The sequence below is a fragment of the Rhizobium sp. RU35A genome (assembly GCF_900156005.1).
Lineage (GTDB): Bacteria > Pseudomonadota > Alphaproteobacteria > Rhizobiales > Rhizobiaceae > Neorhizobium > Neorhizobium straminoryzae.
The window spans coordinates 40,402-59,089 of the sequence record NZ_FTMR01000002.1; the positions used below are offsets into that span (position 1 = coordinate 40,402).

Annotated in this window: 15 protein-coding genes; all 15 read right to left on the reverse strand. The window is 64.6% G+C overall.

What is annotated here, in order from left to right; genetic code table 11:
- Complete coding sequence (locus F3H95_RS04855; RefSeq protein ID WP_149745132.1) at nt 1–1,200, reverse strand: osmoprotectant NAGGN system M42 family peptidase; 1,200 nt, start codon at nt 1,198–1,200, stop codon at nt 1–3.
- Between the two features lies 1 nt (nt 1,201).
- Entirely contained in the window at nt 1,202–3,004 is a 1,803-nt protein-coding gene (gene ngg, locus F3H95_RS04860; RefSeq protein ID WP_149745133.1) for an N-acetylglutaminylglutamine synthetase, read from the reverse strand.
- Between the two features lie 4 nt (nt 3,005–3,008).
- Complete coding sequence (locus tag F3H95_RS04865; RefSeq protein ID WP_149745134.1) at nt 3,009–4,784, reverse strand: N-acetylglutaminylglutamine amidotransferase; 1,776 nt, start codon at nt 4,782–4,784, stop codon at nt 3,009–3,011.
- Nucleotides 4,785–4,937: 153 nt separating this feature from the next.
- The gene (locus F3H95_RS04870; RefSeq protein ID WP_149745135.1) at nt 4,938–5,600 is read right to left on the reverse strand and encodes a TetR/AcrR family transcriptional regulator; all 663 of its coding nucleotides are present in this window, start codon (nt 5,598–5,600) and stop codon (nt 4,938–4,940) included.
- Between the two features lie 95 nt (nt 5,601–5,695).
- Nucleotides 5,696–7,654 (reverse strand): MacB family efflux pump subunit, encoded by a 1,959-nt coding sequence (locus F3H95_RS04875; RefSeq protein ID WP_149745136.1) that lies wholly within the window; start codon nt 7,652–7,654, stop codon nt 5,696–5,698.
- Nucleotides 7,655–7,658: 4 nt separating this feature from the next.
- Nucleotides 7,659–8,864: an efflux RND transporter periplasmic adaptor subunit gene (locus tag F3H95_RS04880; protein WP_143127057.1), complete on the reverse strand. Its 1,206-nt coding sequence runs from the start codon at nt 8,862–8,864 to the stop codon at nt 7,659–7,661.
- A gap of 117 nt (nt 8,865–8,981) precedes the next feature.
- Nucleotides 8,982–10,298 (reverse strand): L-fuconate dehydratase, encoded by a 1,317-nt coding sequence (locus tag F3H95_RS04885; protein ID WP_149745137.1) that lies wholly within the window; start codon nt 10,296–10,298, stop codon nt 8,982–8,984.
- Between the two features lie 45 nt (nt 10,299–10,343).
- The gene (locus F3H95_RS04890) at nt 10,344–11,189 is read right to left on the reverse strand and encodes a fumarylacetoacetate hydrolase family protein (protein WP_143127059.1); all 846 of its coding nucleotides are present in this window, start codon (nt 11,187–11,189) and stop codon (nt 10,344–10,346) included.
- Nucleotides 11,190–11,215: 26 nt separating this feature from the next.
- Nucleotides 11,216–11,947, reverse strand: a complete 732-nt coding sequence (locus F3H95_RS04895; RefSeq protein WP_149745138.1) for an SDR family oxidoreductase — start codon at nt 11,945–11,947, stop codon at nt 11,216–11,218.
- A gap of 106 nt (nt 11,948–12,053) precedes the next feature.
- Nucleotides 12,054–13,064 carry a zinc-binding alcohol dehydrogenase family protein gene (locus F3H95_RS04900; RefSeq protein WP_149745139.1) on the reverse strand — a complete coding sequence of 337 codons (1,011 nt, stop codon included), beginning with the start codon at nt 13,062–13,064 and terminating at the stop codon, nt 12,054–12,056.
- 4 nt (nt 13,065–13,068) lie between these two features.
- Complete coding sequence (locus tag F3H95_RS04905; RefSeq protein ID WP_149745140.1) at nt 13,069–13,887, reverse strand: amidohydrolase family protein; 819 nt, start codon at nt 13,885–13,887, stop codon at nt 13,069–13,071.
- 2 nt (nt 13,888–13,889) lie between these two features.
- Entirely contained in the window at nt 13,890–14,903 is a 1,014-nt protein-coding gene (locus tag F3H95_RS04910) for an aldo/keto reductase (protein WP_149745141.1), read from the reverse strand.
- Nucleotides 14,904–14,971: 68 nt separating this feature from the next.
- Nucleotides 14,972–15,919 (reverse strand): ABC transporter substrate-binding protein, encoded by a 948-nt coding sequence (locus F3H95_RS04915; RefSeq protein WP_143127064.1) that lies wholly within the window; start codon nt 15,917–15,919, stop codon nt 14,972–14,974.
- Between the two features lie 94 nt (nt 15,920–16,013).
- Nucleotides 16,014–17,033 carry an ABC transporter permease gene (locus F3H95_RS04920; RefSeq protein ID WP_244617888.1) on the reverse strand — a complete coding sequence of 340 codons (1,020 nt, stop codon included), beginning with the start codon at nt 17,031–17,033 and terminating at the stop codon, nt 16,014–16,016.
- 22 nt (nt 17,034–17,055) lie between these two features.
- Nucleotides 17,056–18,663 (reverse strand): sugar ABC transporter ATP-binding protein, encoded by a 1,608-nt coding sequence (locus F3H95_RS04925; RefSeq protein WP_244617889.1) that lies wholly within the window; start codon nt 18,661–18,663, stop codon nt 17,056–17,058.
- Nucleotides 18,664–18,688 lie beyond the last annotated feature (25 nt).

Sequence of the window (18,688 nt, forward strand, 5' to 3'; positions counted from 1 at the left end):
TTACGCCCCGCCCCCTGGCAGATTGCCGGGCCTATGTCGCTGATACTCTGGAGAGCGCCTGCCCGAGGAGGGGGCCGCAGCCTGTTCAGCCGCTTTTGTCGGCTGGGTGGTAAAATCATCGATGCCCGACAGTTCGCTCAGATCGCGACCGATGCGGACGGGACTGACCGCAAAGGCTGCAACCAGCTGCGCGACCGAAACCAGCGCATGGCGGTGGATGCGCTCGTAGCCATGCGAAGCATCCACACCGAAGGCGGCAAGCGCGGTGCGGATATCGTGACCCGCCTCCAGCGCCGAGGCGGAGTCGGAGCGATAGTAGCGGAAGACGTCCTTCTGGTAGGGGATGCGGTTTTCCTCGCACAGGTCCACAAGCTTGCGGGTGAGGTGGTAGTCGAAGGGGCCGGTCTGGTCTGCCATGGCGATGGTGACGCCGAATTCGGAAGAGTTCTGCCCCGGGGCGGCGGTGCCGTTGTCGATCGTCAGCATGGAGGCGATGTCGGGCGAGACGACCGAGGAGGCGCCAACGCCGACCTCCTCCGCGATGGTGAACAGCCAGTGTGTATCGACCGGTGTTCTGGCCTGTGCCCGCTCCAGCGCCTCGATGGCTGCAAGCAGGATGGCTACGCCCGCCTTGTCGTCCAGGTGGCGGGAATTGATGAAGCCGTTGTCGAGAAATTCCGCGCCGGTGTCGATGGCGACAGTGTCGCCGACGTCGATGCCGAGAGCCCGCGTTTCCGCAGCCGAGCGCGTCAGAGCATCCACGCGCAGTTCGACATGGGGCCAGCCGACGGGCGCCGTGTCCACCGCGTCATTGAAGGTGTGGCCGGAGGCTTTCAGCGGCAGGATGGTGCCGCGAAAGGCGCCGTGATAGCTGTAGAGTGTGACCCTTGCTCCTTCGGCGAAGCGGGCCGACCAGTGGCCGATCGGTACCAGTTCCAGCCGGCCGTTCTCCTTGATCGCCTTGACCTGCGCACCCAGCGTGTCGACATGCGCGACGATCGCCCGCGCCCCCTGCCGGCGGCTTCCCTGCCGCACGGCCCGGATCGCGCCGCGCCGTGTCAGCTCGGGCGTCAGGCCGAGCCGCTCCAGCTCGCGGGAACAGTGGATCACCACAGCGTCGGTGTAGCCCGTCGGACTGTCGATCGTAAGCAGCGTCTTCAACTGGGCCAGCAGGTAGTCTTCGTCGATCTCGATCGCCATCTCACATCTTTCCGAGCGCGGTGCGGGCGGCGCGATGTCCCGACAGCGGAAACAGCAGATCGAGAAACCGTTCCGCCGTCGGTTGCGGCTCGTGATTGGCGAGTCCGGGCCGCTCATTGGCTTCGATGAAGACATAGTCGGGTTCGGTCGGGCTCTTCACCATGAAGTCGATGCCGACGACGGGAATGTCGATGGCTCGGGCCGCCTTGATGGCCGCGTCCACCAGTCGGGGATGCACGATGGCGGTGACGTCGTAGATCGAACCGCCGGTGTGCAGGTTGGCGGCCTTGCGCACCACGATGTCACGACCGTCCTCCAGCACATCGTCCAGCGTCAGGCCGGAAAGCTTGAGGCAGCGTTCCGTCTCTGCGTCAATCGGGATCCGGCTTTCGCCGCCGGTTGCAGCCGCGCGCCGGCGCGACAGGGTCTCGATGAGCTGCCGCACGGTGCTCCTGCCGTCGCCGATCACATGCGGCGGCCGGCGGATCGCGGCGGCCACCAGCTTGAAGTCGATGACGACGAGGCGCAGATCCTCGCCCTCGAAGCAGGCTTCGATCAGGACCCGGTCGCAGACCTCGCGGGCTCCGGCAATCGCCCGGCGTACTTCGTCCATGCCGGCAAGGCCGACCGCTACGGCACGACCCTGCTCGCCGCGCGCGGGCTTGACCACGACGCGGCCATGTCTTTCCAGAAAGGCGGTCAGCGCCGTCTCATCCCCCTCCGCCGTCATCTGTTCCGGAACCGAGAGACCGGCGCGTTCTGCCACCCGCCGCGTCACTGACTTGTCGTCGCAGATCGACAGCGCCACGCCAGAGGTCAGGTCCGACAGGCTTTCGCGGCAATGGACGGAGCGGCCGCCGCTCGACAGACGAAAAAAGCCTCCCTCCGCATCGGTGATCTCCACCTGCACGCCGCGGCGTCGCGCTTCGTCCACGATCAGCCGGGCATAGGGGTTGAGGGTGTCATAGGCTTCCGGCGGGCGCACGAAGAGACGCTCATTGATCGAATTCTTGCGCTTGATCGAAAAGGCCGGAATGCGCCGGAAGCCCAGTTTCTCGTAAAGCGCGATGGCCTGCGCATTGTCGTGCAGCACGGAGAGATCCATGAAAGCCGCGCCGCGGGCCTTGAAATGTTCGCCAAGCCGCCGCACCAGCGTTTCGCCGATGCCGGCATGGCGTGCCTGCGGGTCGACGGCAAGGCACCAGAGCGATGCGCCCTGCTCGGGATCCGCGAAGGCCCGGGCATGGTCGATCCCGGTGACGGTGCCGATCACTTCGCCGGTCACCTCATCCTCGGCCACCAGATAGGTGATGGCGCGATTGTCGCGGTTCGACCAGAAGAAATCGGGCCGGACCGGAACCATGTTGCGGGTGGCATAGATGCGGTTGACCGCCCGGGCATCCGCTTCCGAGGACAGCCGGCGCACGGAAAAGCCGCGCGGACGGCGGCGTCCGGACCGGTAGGTGGCAAGGTCCAGTCGGTAGGTGTGGGAAGGGTCGAGAAAAATCTCCTGCGGCGCCTGCGCCAGAGCCACATGCGGGTCGGCGACATAGACCGCGATGTCTCGGTGTTCCGGTGCTTCCTCGCGCAGTGCCGAGACAAGCTCACCGGCATCATCGAAGGTCTGGGCGAAGATCAGCCGGCCCCAGCCACAATCGATCGCCGCGGAAGGGGCCGTCTTTGCCGCATGCGTCTGCATGGTGCGGCGCAGCGATTCGAAGCGTCTCCGCTTCAGTCGGTGCGCCACGGCCTTGTCGCTCCGGATGCGCTGGGCACGCTCGCTCATTGTCTTGTTGTTCGTCATGCCGTTACACTCCCTGCGTCTGCAGCCACAGTTCCATCAGGCCGACCTGCCAGAGTTCCGAGCCCTGAAGCGGCGTGATGTGGCCTGTCGGATCGGCAAACAGGCGCTGCAGATAGTCGTTGCGGAAGAGGCCGCGTTCACGGGCTGCCTGCGAGGTCAGCGCGTCGCGCACCATGTCGAGATAGGGGCCATCGACATATTTGAGCTGCGGCACCGGGAAATAGCCCTTCTTGCGGTCGATCACCTCATGCGGTACGACCAGGCGGGCGGCATCCTTCAGCACGCCCTTGCCGCCGTCGGCCAGCTTCAGGTCAGGGGGAATGGTCGCTGCCAGTTCCACCAGTTCGTGGTCGAGAAAGGGCACCCGGGCTTCCAGGCCCCAGGCCATGGTCATGTTGTCGACGCGCTTGACCGGATCGTCCACCAGCATCACCTGGCTGTCCAGCCGAAGCGCGGCATCGACCGGCGTTTCCGCGCCCGGCGCGAGCAGGTGGGCCGCCACCAGGACGCGGCTGACATCGCCGTCTGCCATCCAGTCCGGATTGAGCTGCGAAGCAAGAACCGCATGCGAGCGGTCGAAGAAGACCTTCGCATAATCGCCCGCCACGTCCCGGCTGTCCTGCAGCGGCGGATACCAGTGATAGCCGGCAAACACCTCGTCTGCCCCCTGGCCGGACTGCACGACGCGGATGTGCTTCGAGACCTCCTTGGCAAGCAGGTAGAAGCCGACATTGTCGTAGGACACCATGGGTTCGGACATGGCGCCGATCACCCCCGGAAGGGCCTCCATCAACTGGGAGGAGGGGACGAAGATCCGGTGATGATCGGTGCCGAAGTGCCTAGCGATGAGATCGGAATAGACGAACTCGTCACCCTTTTCGCCATTCGCCTCCTCGAAGCCGACCGAAAAGGTCATCAGGTCCTGCTGGCCTTCCTCGGCCAGCAGGCCGGTGATCAGGCTGGAATCGACGCCGCCCGACAGCAGCACGCCGACCGGTACGTCGGCGACCATCCGGCGACGGACTGCAGTGCGGAGCGCATGAAGCACCCGGTCGCGCCATTCCTCGCGTGAGAGATGGGCCAGCGCCGGATCGCGCCGGTGGGGCGGATTCCAGTAAAGGCTGTCTGTCTCGCTGCCATCGGCATCGATGACGCGGATCGTGGCGGGTGGCAGCTTCTTCACGCCGTTCAGGATGGTCCGCGGCGGCGGCACCACCGCATGGAAGCTCATATAGTGGTGCAGGGCGGCGCGGTCGATCGAGGTGTCGATGTCGCCTCCCTTCACCAGCGCCGGAAGCGTGGATGCAAAACGGATGCTGCGGCCGATCCTCGCCAGATAGAGCGGCTTGATGCCGAAGCGGTCGCGCGCCATGACAACACGGTTCGTGTCGCGCTCATGGATGACGAAGGCGAACATCCCGTGGAAGCGTTCGACGCAGGCCGTGCCCCAGGCATGCCAGGCCTTGAGGATCACTTCGGTATCGCCATGGGAGAAGAAGCGGTACCCCATGGCTGACAGTTCAGCGCGCAATTCCGGATAGTTGTAGATGCAGCCGTTGAAGGCGATCGTCAGGCCAAGCTCCGCATCGACCATCGGCTGGCGTGCCTTTGGCGACAGGTCGATGATCGATAGTCTTCTATGAGACAGGGCTGTGGCGGCGTGGATCACCATGCCGGACCCGTCCGGTCCGCGGGGAGCGATCGCCTCCAGCATTCTTGCCTGTACCAAAGGGGATGGCTGGACGCCGTCGAATCGAATTTCTCCGCAGATTCCACACACTGTGCTGCTTCAAGCCTCTCGTTTTTCGTCTGGACAGGGCCCTTTCAGGGCGCGACATGCCACCGCCGGTGCCAAGGGAACAAGCGACAGCCTGAGGGCCAAACGAGGAGGCTCGGGAAAGGTTGCGATATTTTTCGTAGGGGGAGGCGGGTCTCAGGCCGGTCGCGTGCCGCGCACGAAGAGGGCGATGGCCTGTTCCATGTGGCGCCTGCGGTCAGCCAGATCCTTCCAGCCCTTGGGACCGCGGCCGATCCCGCCCATCAGCAGATCCATCAGTATGCGCGCGCCGGTGACCGGGTCTTCCAGCACCAGCCTGCCCCGTGTCATCTGGCCGGACAGCCAGTCGGCAAGCTGCCTGCGGGAGGTTTCCGGGCCTTCGCGGAACAGCACTTCCATCAGCTCCGGCATCTGGTGCGATTGCTGCATCACCATGCGGATGAAGGCTTCGCGTTCACGTTCCGTCTCGGCATCGATGTCCAGCATGAAGATCCGGCCGATGATCTCTGCCAGCGGCGCGTCCTCTTCCGGTGGACGCGGCAGATCGAGCATCGTCTGGCGATGCGCGGCGACGACGGCGACGAAGAGATCCGTCTTGCTGGGAAACAGCCGGTAGAGCGTCTGCTTGGAGATATGGCAGCGACTGGCGACGATCTCGGTCGTCGTGCCTGCGAGGCCGAGTTCGATGAAGGTGCGGCGGGCCGTATCGATGATGGCCGCACGGCGCTGCGGATCGGGCTGGCTTTTCGGCCGCCCGCGGCCCCGTCTTGCAACGGAGGGCAGCTCTTCGGCCTGCCGGGTCTTGTTACTGTCGTCCATCGGGCCTTGAACCTCCGGGAGGCGCCGATCCCTGCGATCCGCATCCCGCGATGGTGGGCTTAGCCCACTTCCATCGAAAAATCATCCGGCCAAGGTCACGAGAGCGCTGCGACCGGATCGAGGCGGGACGCATTGCGGGCCGGCAGGAAGCCGAAGGCGATGCCGATCAGGCAGGAGCAGGCGAAGGCAAGCAGCATGGGCGTGGCCGAGAAGATCAGGCTGATGCCGGCGCCGGACAATGCTGCCGCCGCTCCGACCGACAGGGCAAGCGCGATGCCGAGGCAGCCGCCGATCAGGCAGACCAGCACCGCCTCGATCAGGAACTGCTGGAGGATGTCCATCCGCCGAGCGCCGACCGCCATGCGCACGCCGATCTCCGCCACCCGCTCCGACACCGAGACCAGCATGATGTTCATCACCCCGATGCCGCCGACGATCAGCGAAATGACGGCGATGGCCGAGACGAGCAGCGTCATGGTCTGCGTCGTGCTGGTGATCGTCTTGCGGATATCGTCGGTGTTCAGGATGAAGAAGTCCTTGGTGCCGTGGCGACGGATGAGAAAGTCGGTGACGGCCTGCTCGGCCGCGTCCATTTCCGCATCGTCGGCGACGCGCACGGTCAGACTTCGCAGCGATGTCGTACCGAGAAACCGCGTCTGCACGCTGGTATAGGGCAGGTAGATCGACAGGTTGTCGCTGGAGCCGAAGCCGCCCTGCTGCGAGGAAATCACGCCCACCACGCGCACCGGAACGGTGCCGGCGAGGATGATCTTGCCGATCGGGTCCGAGCCTTCGGAGCCGAACAGCGCCTTGGCGGTGTTTTCGTCGATGACGGCATCCTGCGAGAGCGTCGCAACGCTCTCGTCGTCGAAGAAGCGGCCGGAGACGAGCGTCGAGCCCTTGACGATGAAATACTGGCTGCCGACCCCGTTGACCAGCGCATTGGCCACTGTCGCGCCGAAGCGGGCCGTGGTGTTGGTGGAAACGGTTGGCGTGACGGCGGCGACATAGGTGAGCTTTGCCAGCGCATCGGCATCCGATATCACAAGTGTCGTCACTCGGCCGGACCGCGTGTCGCCAAAGCCCTTGCCGGGAAACACTTCCAGCGTGTTCGTGCCGAGACTGCTGATATTGGCAAGGATCATTTTCTGGCTGCCGGTGCCGAGCGCCACCACCAGCATGACCGAGGCAATGCCGATGATGATGCCGAGCATGGTGAGGAAGCTGCGCAGCCGGTGGGCGGCCAGCGCCTTCAGCGCCATGGTGAAGGCCTCGCGGAAGCGGTCCAGCCCTGCGCCCCAGCGGGTGGGGGCGGAGGCGGCCGTGCCCGGGGCGGCCGGCGTCTCCGATTTTCGTGCGTCTGCCGCGTCGGTGCGCCGGTCCGCGATGATCACGCCGTCGGAAATTTCGATGATGCGTTTTGCCCGCGCGGCCACGCTTGGATCGTGCGTGACGATGATGATTGTCTTGCCGTCTGCATTCAGTTCTTCGAGAATGCGCAGCACCTCTTCGCCACTCTGGCGGTCGAGCGCGCCGGTCGGCTCATCGGCGAGGATCACCTCGGCGTCGTTCATCAGGGCGCGGGCGATGGAAACGCGTTGCTGCTGGCCGCCGGAAAGCTGGCCGGGTCGATGCGCGGTGCGGTCTGCCATGCCGAGCCGTCCGAGCAGGGCCGCCCCGCGTTCGCGGCGTTCGCTGCGCGCGCGGCCGGCATAGATCGCCGGAATTTCCACATTGCCGACCGCCGAAAGCTCGGCCAGCAGGTGATAACGCTGGAAAATGAAGCCGAAATGCTCGCGCCGCAGCGCCGAGAGCTGGTCGCTGTCGAGGGCCGAGGTATCCTCGCCCGAGACGCGATAGGTGCCCGACGTCGGACGGTCGAGCAGGCCGAGCAGGTTCATCAGCGTCGACTTGCCCGAACCGGAGGCGCCCATGATGGCGACCATCTCCCCGTGCTCGATGGTAAGGTCGATGTCCTTCAGAACGGTCAGCGTGCCTTCGCCGGACACGTAATCGCGGCGCAGCTTTTCGACGGAAATCAGCGGCGTGGTCATCGGCTCAGAACCCCATCGGCGGGCCGGGACGGTTGCTGCTGCTCTTGCTCGCGCTGGCCTGGCTGATGACGACATGCTCGCCTTCGTTCAACCCGTCGCGCACTTCAGCGGCGATCTTGTTGTTGAGGCCGACCGTTACCGCCCGCTCGCCCGCCTTGCCGTCCGCGTCGACGACGCGCACCGTGGTGTGCCCGTCCTTGTCGACGGTGCCGAGCGCGGAAGAGGGAATGGTCAGCACGCCCTTGGCAGCACCCAGCACGATGTTGACCTCTGCTGACATGTAGGTGCGGAACTTGCCGTCCGGGTTCGGAACGTTGAATGTGCCGATGTAATAGATCGCCGAGGACGACGAACTGGAGGACGAGCTGCTGCTGGTCGTGGTCGAACTGCTGACGGCGCTGTCGCTGGTAATCGATTCAGGCGCCGGTTCGATGGCTTCCAGCGTTGCCTCGTGGACGGTCGCGCGGTCGCCGATCAGGTTGAAGCGCAGATGCTGGCCGGGCTTCACCTTGGGAATATCGGCCTCGGAAATCTCGGCCCGTACGGTCATTGTCGTCAGGTCGCCCATGATGACGATGGTGGGAATGGACTGGCTGGCATTCACCGTTCGCCCTTCCAGATTGACGATCGAGAGGATGGTGCCATCCATCGGTGCGGTGATCCGCGTGTAGCCGAGTTCCACTTCAGCGGTGCCGACGGCAATCTCGGCGGAGATGATCTGCGCGTTGAGGGCCGCAATCTGTGCCTCTGTGGTCCGCACGTTCGTCTCGGCCGTCTGCAGATCGGCCTGCGATCCCGCCTGGCTGGTATAGATTGCCTTCTGCCGCGCCAGGGTCTTCTGGTAGCTTTCCAGCGTCGCCTGCTTTTCGGCCAGCTGCGCCTTCACGTTGTCCAGGGAGGCTCTGGCGGTCTTCAGGCTGTTGGCCTGGGTGGTGGAATCAATCTCGGCAATCAGGTCGCCGGTCTTCACGGTATCGCCAAGCTTCACCTTGATCGATGTGATGCGACCGGAAGCCTGCGAGCCGACGGCCACCAGCCGCACCGGCTTCAGCGTTCCGGTCGCCAGCACGGTTTCCTCCAGGTCTGCCCGCGTCACGGGTGCCGTCAGATAGCGAGGCGCGGCCGGTTCGGCGGAGAAACGCATCCAGCCATAGCCGGCGACTGCGGCAACAGCCAGGGCCAGGAGGAGAGAGCGACGTGTGGGAAACATACGGAAACAAACCCGGGGTTTTATGGGAACTTGTGAGTTCCATTAATCGCCCGGGCTGTTCGCGGTCAATCATTTCCGCATTAAACCTTGGTAATCTGCTCAGCTTTTGCGCCTTCTTCAGGCCGCATCGGCATCCTGTGCCGTGGCGCTGGCCCGCACCGGCGCAAAGGCAAATTGCGTCAGCGTTTCCGGCTTCATCTCGATGGAAAAGCCCGGCAGCTTCGGCGGCATGTAGGCGGCATTCTCGATGCGGCAGGGGTCGAGGAAGTGTTCGTGCAGGTGATCGACATATTCGATCACCCGGCCGTCCTTGGTACCGGAGACGCAGATGTAATCGATCATCGAGAGGTGCTGCACATATTCGCACAGGCCCACGCCACCGGCATGCGGCCAGACCGGCAGGTTGAACTTGGCGGCGATCAGCAGCACGGCCAGCACCTCGTTCAGGCCGCCCATGCGGCAGCTGTCGATCTGCACCACATCGATCGCGCCCTCGGCGATGAACTGCTTGAACATGATGCGGTTCTGGCACATCTCGCCGGTCGCGACCTTCACGGGGGAAATCGCCTGCCGGATCTTGCGGTGGCCGGCCACGTCGTCGGGGCTCGTCGGTTCCTCGATGAAGAAGGGTTTGCAGAAGGAGAGGCGTTTCACCCAGTCGATCGCCTGATCCACCTCCCAGACCTGGTTGGCGTCGATCATCAGATAGCGATCCGGCCCGATCACCTCGCGGGCGATGGTCAGCCGTCGGATGTCGTCCGTGAGATCGCGGCCGACCTTCATCTTCACATGGTTGAAGCCGGCATCCACGGCCTCCTGGCAGAGGCGGCGCAGCTTTTCGTCGTCATAGCCCAGCCAGCCGGCCGAGGTGGTGTAGCAGGCATAGCCCTCGCGCTCCAGAATGGCGATGCGCTCCGCCTTGCCGCTCTCGGCCTTGGACAGCAGGGCGATTGCCTCGTCGCGCGTCAGCACATCGGTGAGGTAACGGTAGTCGACAATGTCGGCGATCTCCTCCGGCCTCATGTCGGCGATGAGCCGCCAGACCGGCTTTCCTGCCTCCTTGGCGATGAGGTCCCACAGCGCATTGACGACCGCACCGGTTGCAAGATGCATCGCGCCCTTGTCGGGGCCGATCCAGCGCAGCTGGCTGTCGCCGGTCAGGTGCCGCCAGAATGTCCCCGGATGCGCCTTCATCGTGTCGAGATCGGTGCCCACCACCAGATGGCGCATGGCATCGATCGCCATGCAGCAGATGTCGTTGCCGCGGCCGATGGTGAAGGTAAGGCCATGCCCGGCAAGACCGGGCACGTCGGTTTCGAGAATGACATAGGCTGCCGAATAATCCGGATCCGGGTTCATCGCATCCGAGCCATCGAGGCTCTGCGATGTGGGGAACCTCAGGTCGATGATGCGCATGTCGGTGATCTTGGCCATGCTCGTGTCTCCGGCAGTCAGATGTCAGCTGTGTCTTGCAAGGGGTCAGGCGTCGGCGCGGAAGGTCTGCTTCTGGGTGCCGAGACCCTCGATGCCGAGTTCCACCACGTCGCCGGGCTTCAGGTAGCGCTGCGGCTTCATGCCCATGCCGACGCCCGGAGGCGTGCCGGTGGAGATGACGTCGCCCGGATGCAGGCTCATGAACTGGCTGAGATAGGAAACGAGGAAGGCCACGCCGTAAACCATGGTGGCGGTGGAGCCGTTCTGCATCGTCTCGCCGTTCACCTTCAGCCACATGCCGAGGTTCTGCGGATCGGTGATCTCGTCCTTCGTCACCAGCCAGGGGCCGATCGGACCGAAGGTGTCGCAGGACTTGCCCTTGGTCCACTGGCCGGAACGTTCCGTCTGGAAGGCGCGCTCGGAGACGTCATGGGACACGCAGTAGCCGGCGACATAATCGAGTGCCTCGGCTTCCGAGACATATTTCGCCGTCTTGCCGATCACGACGCCGAGTTCGACTTCCCAGTCGGTCTTTTCCGAGCCGCGCGGGATGAGCACGTCGTCGTTCGGGCCGCAGATCGCCGAGCTGGCCTTCATGAAGATGACCGGCTCCGGCGGCACCGCCATGCCGGATTCGGCGGCATGGTCGGAATAGTTGAGACCGATGCAGATGAACTTGCCCGTGCCGGCAACGCAGGGGCCAAGCCGCTCGGAAGCGGCGACGGCCGGAAGCGAAGCAGTATCGAGGTCGGCCAGTTTCGAGAGCGCTGCCGGGTCAAGCGCTGCGCCCGCAAGATCGGCCACATGGCCGGACAGGTCGCGGATCGTGCCACTGGCATCGACAAGCGCGGGGCGTTCCGCGCCGGGTGCGCCGTAACGAAGCAGTTTCATGGGGGGTGTCCTTTTCTATCAATGCGTCAGATGGTCCAGCCGCCATCGATGGCGATGGCCTGACCGGTGGTGTAGGTCGCGCCGGCCAGATGCACGGCAAGGTCTGCGATTTCTTCCGGCCTGCCAAGCCGTCCGATCGGCTGGCGGGCGATAAAGGCGGCGCGTGCCGCTTCATAATCGCCCTGGGCGCGCAGGCGGTCCTGCAGCGAGGGGCTTTCCACGGTGCCGGGGCAGATGGCGTTGCAGCGGATGTTGTGGCCGACGTAATCGGCAGCGACCGCCTTGGTGAGACCGATCACGGCGGCCTTGCTGACGCCATAGGCAAAGCGGTTCGGCACGCCCTTGATGCTGGAGGCAACCGAGGACATGTTGATGATCGCGCCATCCTTTCGCTCGATCATGCCGGGCAGTACGGCCCGGATGGTGCGGATCATCGCCTTGACATTGAGGTCCATGGCGAAATCAAGGTCGCTGTCCTTCATCTCGAGGATCGAGCCGCCATGCACGACGCCGGCGCAATTGAACAGAATGTCCACGGCGCCGATGCGGGCGACTGAGGCCTTCACCGCCGCCTCGTCCAGCACGTCCAGCCGCTCGACCGTCAGATTGTCGCGCTTCGGCAGCTCCGCCAGCGCCTGTTCGTTGATGTCCGTGGCATGGACCGTGCAGCCGGCCTCGGCGAAGGCGAGCGCGCTCGCGCGTCCAATGCCCTGTCCGGCGGCGGTGATCAGCACCGTCTTGCCCTGAAGATCTGCCATGTTCGTCTGCTCCCTGCTCTTGTCCTTCGCGCGCCCCTTGTCGGCGCCGTGCCGCATGCTGCCGCCTTGGGTGGCGCTTGACCAGTGCCCCCTGACCGTTGTTGCGTCACGCAACCTCGATCATCGCCTTCACCACGCCGGCCGCCGGGTCGAGAAGGCCGGAGAACTTGTCCGGTACCTCGGCCAGCCCCATGCGGTGCGTCACCAGCGCATCCGGCACATGGCCCGCCCGCATGGCGGCCATCACATGCTCGAAATCGGCGGCGGTCGCGTTGCGGCTGCCGAGCAGCGTCGTCTCGCGCTTGTGGAATTCCGGATCGGAAAAGGTGATGTCGCTCGCGACGATGGAGACCAGCACATAGGTGCCGGCATGGGCGACGAAGCGGAAACCGCGCTCGATCGCCTTCGGATTGCCGGTCGCATCGAACACCGTCTCGAAGAAGTTTCCGTCGGTCAGCGCCGAAAGCCGGTCCACGTCGCCTTCGCCGAGCAGGACGGTGGCATCGATGCCGAGGTGATCGCGGGCAAAGGCGAGGCGATCCTCGCGCCCGTCGATCATCGTCACGAGGGCGCCCTCCTTCCTGGCGAAGACGGCCACCGCAAGGCCGATGGGGCCGGCCCCGGCGATCAGCACGCTGTCACCCGCCTTCGTGCCGGCACGTGCCACGGCATGGGCGCCGATCGCCAGAAACTCCACCATGGCGGCCTGATCGAGCGACAGGCCGTCGGCCGGCAGCAGGAAGCGTTCCGGCAGGCTGAGATAGCCGGTCATGCCGCCATCGCGGTGAACGCCGAGCACGCCGATATTGCGGCAGCAATTGGTGCGGCCCTTGCGGCAGGCATCGCAGGTGCCGCAGGAAATGTAGGGAATGATCGAGACCGTCGAACCGGGAACGAGACGGCTTCCCGCCGGAACCTCTTCCACCGTTGCCGCCAGTTCATGGCCCATCACGCGCGGATAGGAGAGATAGGGCTGGTTGCCGGTGAAGATGTGCAGGTCGGTGCCGCAGACGCCGACGCGGCGCACCCGGACCAGCACCTCGTCGGTCGCACGCGTTGGCTTCGGCCGTTCGATGGCCGTCAACCTGCCGGGCTCGTCACAGATGATAGTCAGCATTTACTTACCTTTCCAGACGATAGAAGCGGGCGGCATTGGCCCCGAAGACGGCAGCGTGATCGGCTTGCGGCACGATGGCGCGGGCCTGTTCGAACCAGCCTTGATAATCGCCGGCGAGACGCACCACCGGCCAGTCGCTGCCCCACATCACGCGTTCGCTGCCGAAAAGCTCCAGCAGCGTTTCCGCATAGGGGCGCACGGCCTGCGGCTTCTGGTCGCCGGCTTCGGTCAGCAGGCCTGAGAGCTTGACGCAGATCTGCGGCAGGGCGGCAAGGGCGGCCATATCCTGCCGCCAGGTGCTGAAATGGCCCTCGGCGATCAGCGGCTTGGCGCCGTGGTCGATGACGATCCGAAGCGCCGGATGACGCCGTGCGAAGGTCAGCAAATGCGGCAGATGTTTTGGAAAGATCAGCGCATCGAAGGCAAGATCGGCGGTCACCATGGCCTCGACGGCCGGTGCAAGGGCCGGATCGACAATCCAGTCCTCCTCCGCAAGACCCTGCAGCATCGGGCGCAGGCCTTTCAGTTTTCGATGGCTGGTCAGGTTTTCGATGGCGGCCGGCGCATCGGCTGCCTTCAGGTCCGTCCAGCCGACCACGCCCCGGATGAAGGCATGGCGTTCGGAAAGATCCAGCATGAAGTCGGTATCCGCTGCGCTCTCCATGGTCTGCACCAGCACGGTGCCGTCGATGCCGCAGGCGGCCATCAGCGGCAGCAGATCCTCCGGCGCAAAATCGCGGTAGATCGGCGCAAGCTCCGGCGGCGGCCACTGGCCGGGCCGGTCCGCGAGACGCCAGAAATGCTGGTGGGCATCGATCCGCATGTTCAGGCTCCTGCAGCCGGAACCGGCGCGCCTTCGGCAATCAGGCCCTTGTCCTTGAGGCGCGCCCAGAAGGCGGCCGGAATGCTTTCCTCGAACCAGCCGACATTGGCCGTCAGCTGCTCGGCCGTGCGGGCGCCGGAGACGATGGTGAGGGCCGCCGGATGGGCGAGCGGAAACTGCAGGGCGGCGGCCTGCAGCGTCACCCCTTCGGCCTCGCAGGCATCGCGCAGCGCATCAACGCGGGCCAGCACATCGGCAGGCGCATCGGTGTAGTTGAACTTGCGATTGCCGGCGAGAATGCCGGAATTGAAGGCGCCGGCGATGACGATGCCGACGCCGCGGCCTGCGCAGTCATCCATGAAGGAAAGGCTCTGCTGCTCAAGCAGCGTATAGCGACCGGCCAGCATGCAGATGTCGATATCGGCCACCTGCATGGCATCGCGGATGATTTCCCATTCGTTGACGCCGAGGCCGATGGCGCGCGTCAGGCCTTCTTCCCGCAACCGGGTCAGCGCGCGGAAGCCGCCGCCTTCGGTCAACTGCTGCCAGTAATGGGCGTGGCGTTCGCCATGGGTCACGCTGCCGATGTCGTGCACATAGAGAATGTCCGGTTTCAGAATGCCGAGGCGTTGCTGGCTGGCCTCGAAAGAGCGCATCACGCCGTCATGGGTGTAGTCGTAGACCGGGCGGAAGGGCAGGGGCTGCACATAGCTGTCTTCTTCGGCGCCCACGCTTTCATCCGGCGTCATCACGCGGCCGACCTTGGTGCTGACGACATAATCGGTGCGGGGGAGATCGGTCAGCATGGTGCCGAGCCGACGCTCGGAGCGGGTGAAACCGTAGAAGGGGGCCGTATCGAAATAGCGGATGCCGGCCTCCCACGAGGCCCGGAAGGCGCCTTCGGATTCCGCATAGGATGTCACGCGGTAGAGATTGCCCATCTGGGCACAGCCCAGTCCCATGCTGGTAAGGGAAACCCCGGTGCGGGCGTGGGTGCGGATATCGGCGGCCTTCATGTCATCTGTCTCGTGCATTGGGGGGAAAGGGCGCGCGACCCAAAGAGGCCGCGCGCGATGGATTGCGATCAGTAGAGAACGTTCTTGGCTTCCGGCTTGTCGATGTTTTCCTTGGTGACGACGACGACGCCGGTATCGACGAACTTCTCGACCTTTTCCTTCTTCAGGATCTTCGAGAGCGTCTTCACGCCGAGTTCGCCCATCTGGAAGGAGCCCTGCACGGCGATGGCGGCAAGCGTGCCGTCCTTGACGAAGCCCTGGAGATCCTGATTGCCGTCGAAGCCGACGGCCGCGACCTTGCCGGCCTTGCCGGATTCCTTCAGTGCGCGGCCCATGCCGATGGCGGTCGGCTCGTTGGCGCCGAAGATGCCCTTGAGATCGGCATTGGCGGCCAGAACGTCGGTCGTCTGGTTCAGCGCGGTCGCCATCTGCGACTGCGAGTAGAAGGGACCGACGATCTGGAGCTTGGAATTGGCCTTGATGTAATCGGTGAAGCCACCGACGCGGCCGATTTCCGAGCCGGCGCCTGCCACATAAGACATCACGGCGATCTTGCCTTCCTTGCCCACCTTGTCGATCAGCGCCTTGGCGGCCAGTTCGCCCGCCTTGCGGTTATCGGTGGCGAGGAAGGACTGGTAATATTGCTCGGCACCCTTGGCGAGCATGGAGTCGATGATGACGACCGGAATGCGGGCTTCCCAGGCCTTCTTCACGGCCGGAACCAGCGCGTCCGGATCGGACGGGGCCAGTACGATGCCGGCGACGCCGCGGTTGACGGCATTTTCCACCATGTTGACCTGATCGGCGATGGCGGATTCGGCGGCCGGGCCCTGGAAGGTCATGGTGTTGCCGCCGCCGACCTCCTTGATCGCCGCATCAGCACCTTTCTGCACGTTCTGCCAGAAGGTCGAGTTGACGGTCTTGACGATCACGGCGATTTCCGCCGCCTGCGCCGACACCGAGGCGGCGCAGATCATGAATGCCGATGCCAGCAAGGCAGATGCGATTTTCTTCATTGTCCATCCTCCTGAAATGAAGTGGCCCTGGCGGGCCGCCTCCCGGGAGCTCCCACTCCCCTTGGTGTTTGCGGAAAAGGGTCCGCCCCCGTCCTCATCGGCGATTGCGCAGCTGGTCGATCCACACGGTGACCAGAATGACGAGACCGATGATGATTTGCTGCGTGAAGGCGGAGACGCCGTTCATGTTGAGACCGTTGCGCAAGATGCCGATGACGAAGGCGCCGATGGCCGTGCCGGAAATGGTGCCGACGCCGCCGATCAGCGAGGTGCCGCCGATCACGGCACTGGCGATGGCATCGAGTTCGTACATCACGCCTTCGTTCGGCTGGCCCGTGACGAGGCGCGACATCAGCACGCAGCCCGTCAGCCCGGCCAGCGTGCCGGACAGGATATAGGTGAAGCTGGTGACGCGGGTGACGTTGACGCCGGAGAGACGCGCCGCATCCACATTCGAGCCGACCGCATAGATATGGCGGCCGAGGATCGAGCGGTTCAGCATGAAGGAGACGGCGAGCGCGATCACCACCATCAGGATCACCGGATAGGGAATGCCGGGAAACACCACGGTCGGGAAGCCGTCGTCGCCGATGGTGATGATGCGCAGGAGCGCGCCATTGCCAAGTTCGCCGAAGCTTTCGCCAAGGCCGGAGACGGCGCGCGCGCCAGTGATCTGCAGCGCCACGCCGCGGGCGATCAGCATCATGCCGAGCGTGGCGATGAAGGGCGGCAGCTTCATGCGGGTGATCAGGATGCCGTTCACCACGCCGCAGAGCGAGCCTGTGAGAATGCCGCCCAGCATGCCGAGCCAGACCGGAAAGCCGGCCTCCTTGACGAGAAGGGCCGCGACGACGCCTGCCAGCGCCAGCACGGAGCCGACCGACAGATCGATGCCGCCGGTGATGATCACGCAGGTCGCGCCGATGCCGAGCAGGGCGATCGAGGTGACCTGCAGCGCAATCGTCATGCCGTTGTTGACGGTGAAGAAGGCATTGCTGGTCAGCGAGAAGACGACGATCAGCACGAAAAGGCTGCCGAGGGCGGCGAATTTCTGGATCACGTCCTTCTGGCGGTCGCTGAGGCGAGCGCTGTTTGGTTCCTTGGGGGCTGTCATCATCGTCCTCGCAGTCGGCATGTCAGTGCTGGGTGGGGCCGAAGCCAGAGGCATAGCGCATGATCTCCTCCTGGCTGGTGCGCGCCGTTTCCAGCACGCCCGTCACGCGGCCATTGTGGAACACGGCGACGCGGTCGGTCATGCCTAAGATTTCCGGCAGTTCGGAGCTGATCAGGATGACGCCGATGCCCTCGCGGGCCAACTCGTCCATGATCTTGTAGATCGCGAATTTCGCGCCGACATCGATGCCGCGCGTCGGTTCGTCGAAGAACATCACCTTCGATTTGCGGAACAGCCATTTGCCGATGATGATCTTCTGCTGGTTGCCGCCGGACAAAAGCCGCACCGGCTGGCGGATCGACGGCGTCTTGATGCTGAGCAGGTCCACATAGTCCTGCGTGACGCGAGCGTGGCGGTCGAAATCGATGAGGCCGAGGCGGCTCGACAGCGCCTTGAGGTTCGCCAGCGTCATGTTGGCATCGACGGGCATCTTGATGGCGAGCCCCTGCGCCTTGCGGTCTTCCGACAGATAGGCAAGCCCCGCATCGATCGCATCGCGCGGATTGCGGATCGAAAGCCCCCGGCCTTCCAGGGTGACCCGTCCGGCATCCAGCGGATCGGCGCCAAAGATGGCGCGCGCCACCTCCGTGCGTCCGGCGCCCATCAGCCCGGCAAAGCCGAGGATTTCGCCGCGCCTGAGGCTGAAGCTGACATTGCTGAACACGCCGCGTCGCGTCAGGTTCTCGGCGCTGAAGATCACCTCATCGGTCGGCTGCGCCGTGCGCTCGGGAAATTTTTCCTCCAGCGAGCGGCCGACCATGCGGGCGACGATCTGGTCGATGCTGGTGTCGGCAAAGGCATCGGTTGCCACATAGCGACCGTCGCGCAGCACGGTGACGCGGTCGACGATCTCCGCCATCTCATCGAGGCGATGCGAGATATAGACGATGCCGACGCCCTCCCGCTTCAGATCGTGCATGACCTTGAACAGCAGGCGCGTTTCCTGCTCGGTCAGCGAGGAGGTGGGTTCGTCCATGATCAGCACTTCGGCGTTGAGCGACAGCGCCTTGGCGATTTCCACCATCTGGCACTGGGCGACCGAAAGCTCGCGCACCAGCCGGTCCGGAGAGATCGCAACGCCCAGCCGGTCGAGGCAGGCCTTGGCATCCGCCTTCAGTTTCCGGCGGTCGACCAGGAAGCCGCGGCGCGGTTCGCGGGCCAGATAGATGTTTTCCGCCACCGTCAGGTGCGGCACCAGATTGAGTTCCTGGTGAATGATGGCGATGCCGAGTTGCTCGGCCTCAAGCGGTGAGGCGAACTGCCGCTCGACACCCTTGTAGGTGATGCGGCCGGAGGTTGGGGTATAGACACCGCTGATGATCTTCATCAGCGTGGATTTGCCGGCGCCGTTTTCGCCGCAGACCGCATGGACTTCGCCGCGCTTGAGGTCGAAGCTGACATCGGCAAGCGCCACGACGCTCGGGAATTCCTTGCGGATGTCGGTGAGGCTCAGCAGCGTCTCGCTGCCTTGCTCCGTTGCGCGTCGCCTTTCGGCAGTGGGCGCGCCTGTCCCGCCATGCGTGGCCTGACCGGTCTGCATGAAGTTTCCTCCCTGCGCAAGTTTGCGCATGGCCGCTCCAGCTCCACCTGGCGGC

What these genes read in the sequence shown, in the direction of transcription:
- F3H95_RS04920 (WP_244617888.1), bottom strand. Translation starts at nt 17,033, where the DNA reads ATGACAGCCCCCAAGGAACCAAACAGCGCTCGCCTCAGCGACCGCCAG.
- F3H95_RS04925 (WP_244617889.1), bottom strand. Translation starts at nt 18,663, where the DNA reads ATGCGCAAACTTGCGCAGGGAGGAAACTTCATGCAGACCGGTCAGGCC.
- F3H95_RS04910 (WP_149745141.1), bottom strand. Translation starts at nt 14,903, where the DNA reads ATGAAGGCCGCCGATATCCGCACCCACGCCCGCACCGGGGTTTCCCTT.
- F3H95_RS04870 (WP_149745135.1), bottom strand. Translation starts at nt 5,600, where the DNA reads ATGGACGACAGTAACAAGACCCGGCAGGCCGAAGAGCTGCCCTCCGTT.
- F3H95_RS04900 (WP_149745139.1), bottom strand. Translation starts at nt 13,064, where the DNA reads ATGCTGACTATCATCTGTGACGAGCCCGGCAGGTTGACGGCCATCGAA.
- F3H95_RS04885 (WP_149745137.1), bottom strand. Translation starts at nt 10,298, where the DNA reads ATGGCCAAGATCACCGACATGCGCATCATCGACCTGAGGTTCCCCACA.
- F3H95_RS04915 (WP_143127064.1), bottom strand. Translation starts at nt 15,919, where the DNA reads ATGAAGAAAATCGCATCTGCCTTGCTGGCATCGGCATTCATGATCTGC.
- F3H95_RS04905 (WP_149745140.1), bottom strand. Translation starts at nt 13,887, where the DNA reads ATGCGGATCGATGCCCACCAGCATTTCTGGCGTCTCGCGGACCGGCCC.
- F3H95_RS04895 (WP_149745138.1), bottom strand. Translation starts at nt 11,947, where the DNA reads ATGGCAGATCTTCAGGGCAAGACGGTGCTGATCACCGCCGCCGGACAG.
- F3H95_RS04890 (WP_143127059.1), bottom strand. Translation starts at nt 11,189, where the DNA reads ATGAAACTGCTTCGTTACGGCGCACCCGGCGCGGAACGCCCCGCGCTT.
- F3H95_RS04880 (WP_143127057.1), bottom strand. Translation starts at nt 8,864, where the DNA reads ATGTTTCCCACACGTCGCTCTCTCCTCCTGGCCCTGGCTGTTGCCGCA.
- F3H95_RS04875 (WP_149745136.1), bottom strand. Translation starts at nt 7,654, where the DNA reads ATGACCACGCCGCTGATTTCCGTCGAAAAGCTGCGCCGCGATTACGTG.
- F3H95_RS04855 (WP_149745132.1), bottom strand. Translation starts at nt 1,200, where the DNA reads ATGGCGATCGAGATCGACGAAGACTACCTGCTGGCCCAGTTGAAGACG.
- ngg (WP_149745133.1), bottom strand. Translation starts at nt 3,004, where the DNA reads ATGACGAACAACAAGACAATGAGCGAGCGTGCCCAGCGCATCCGGAGC.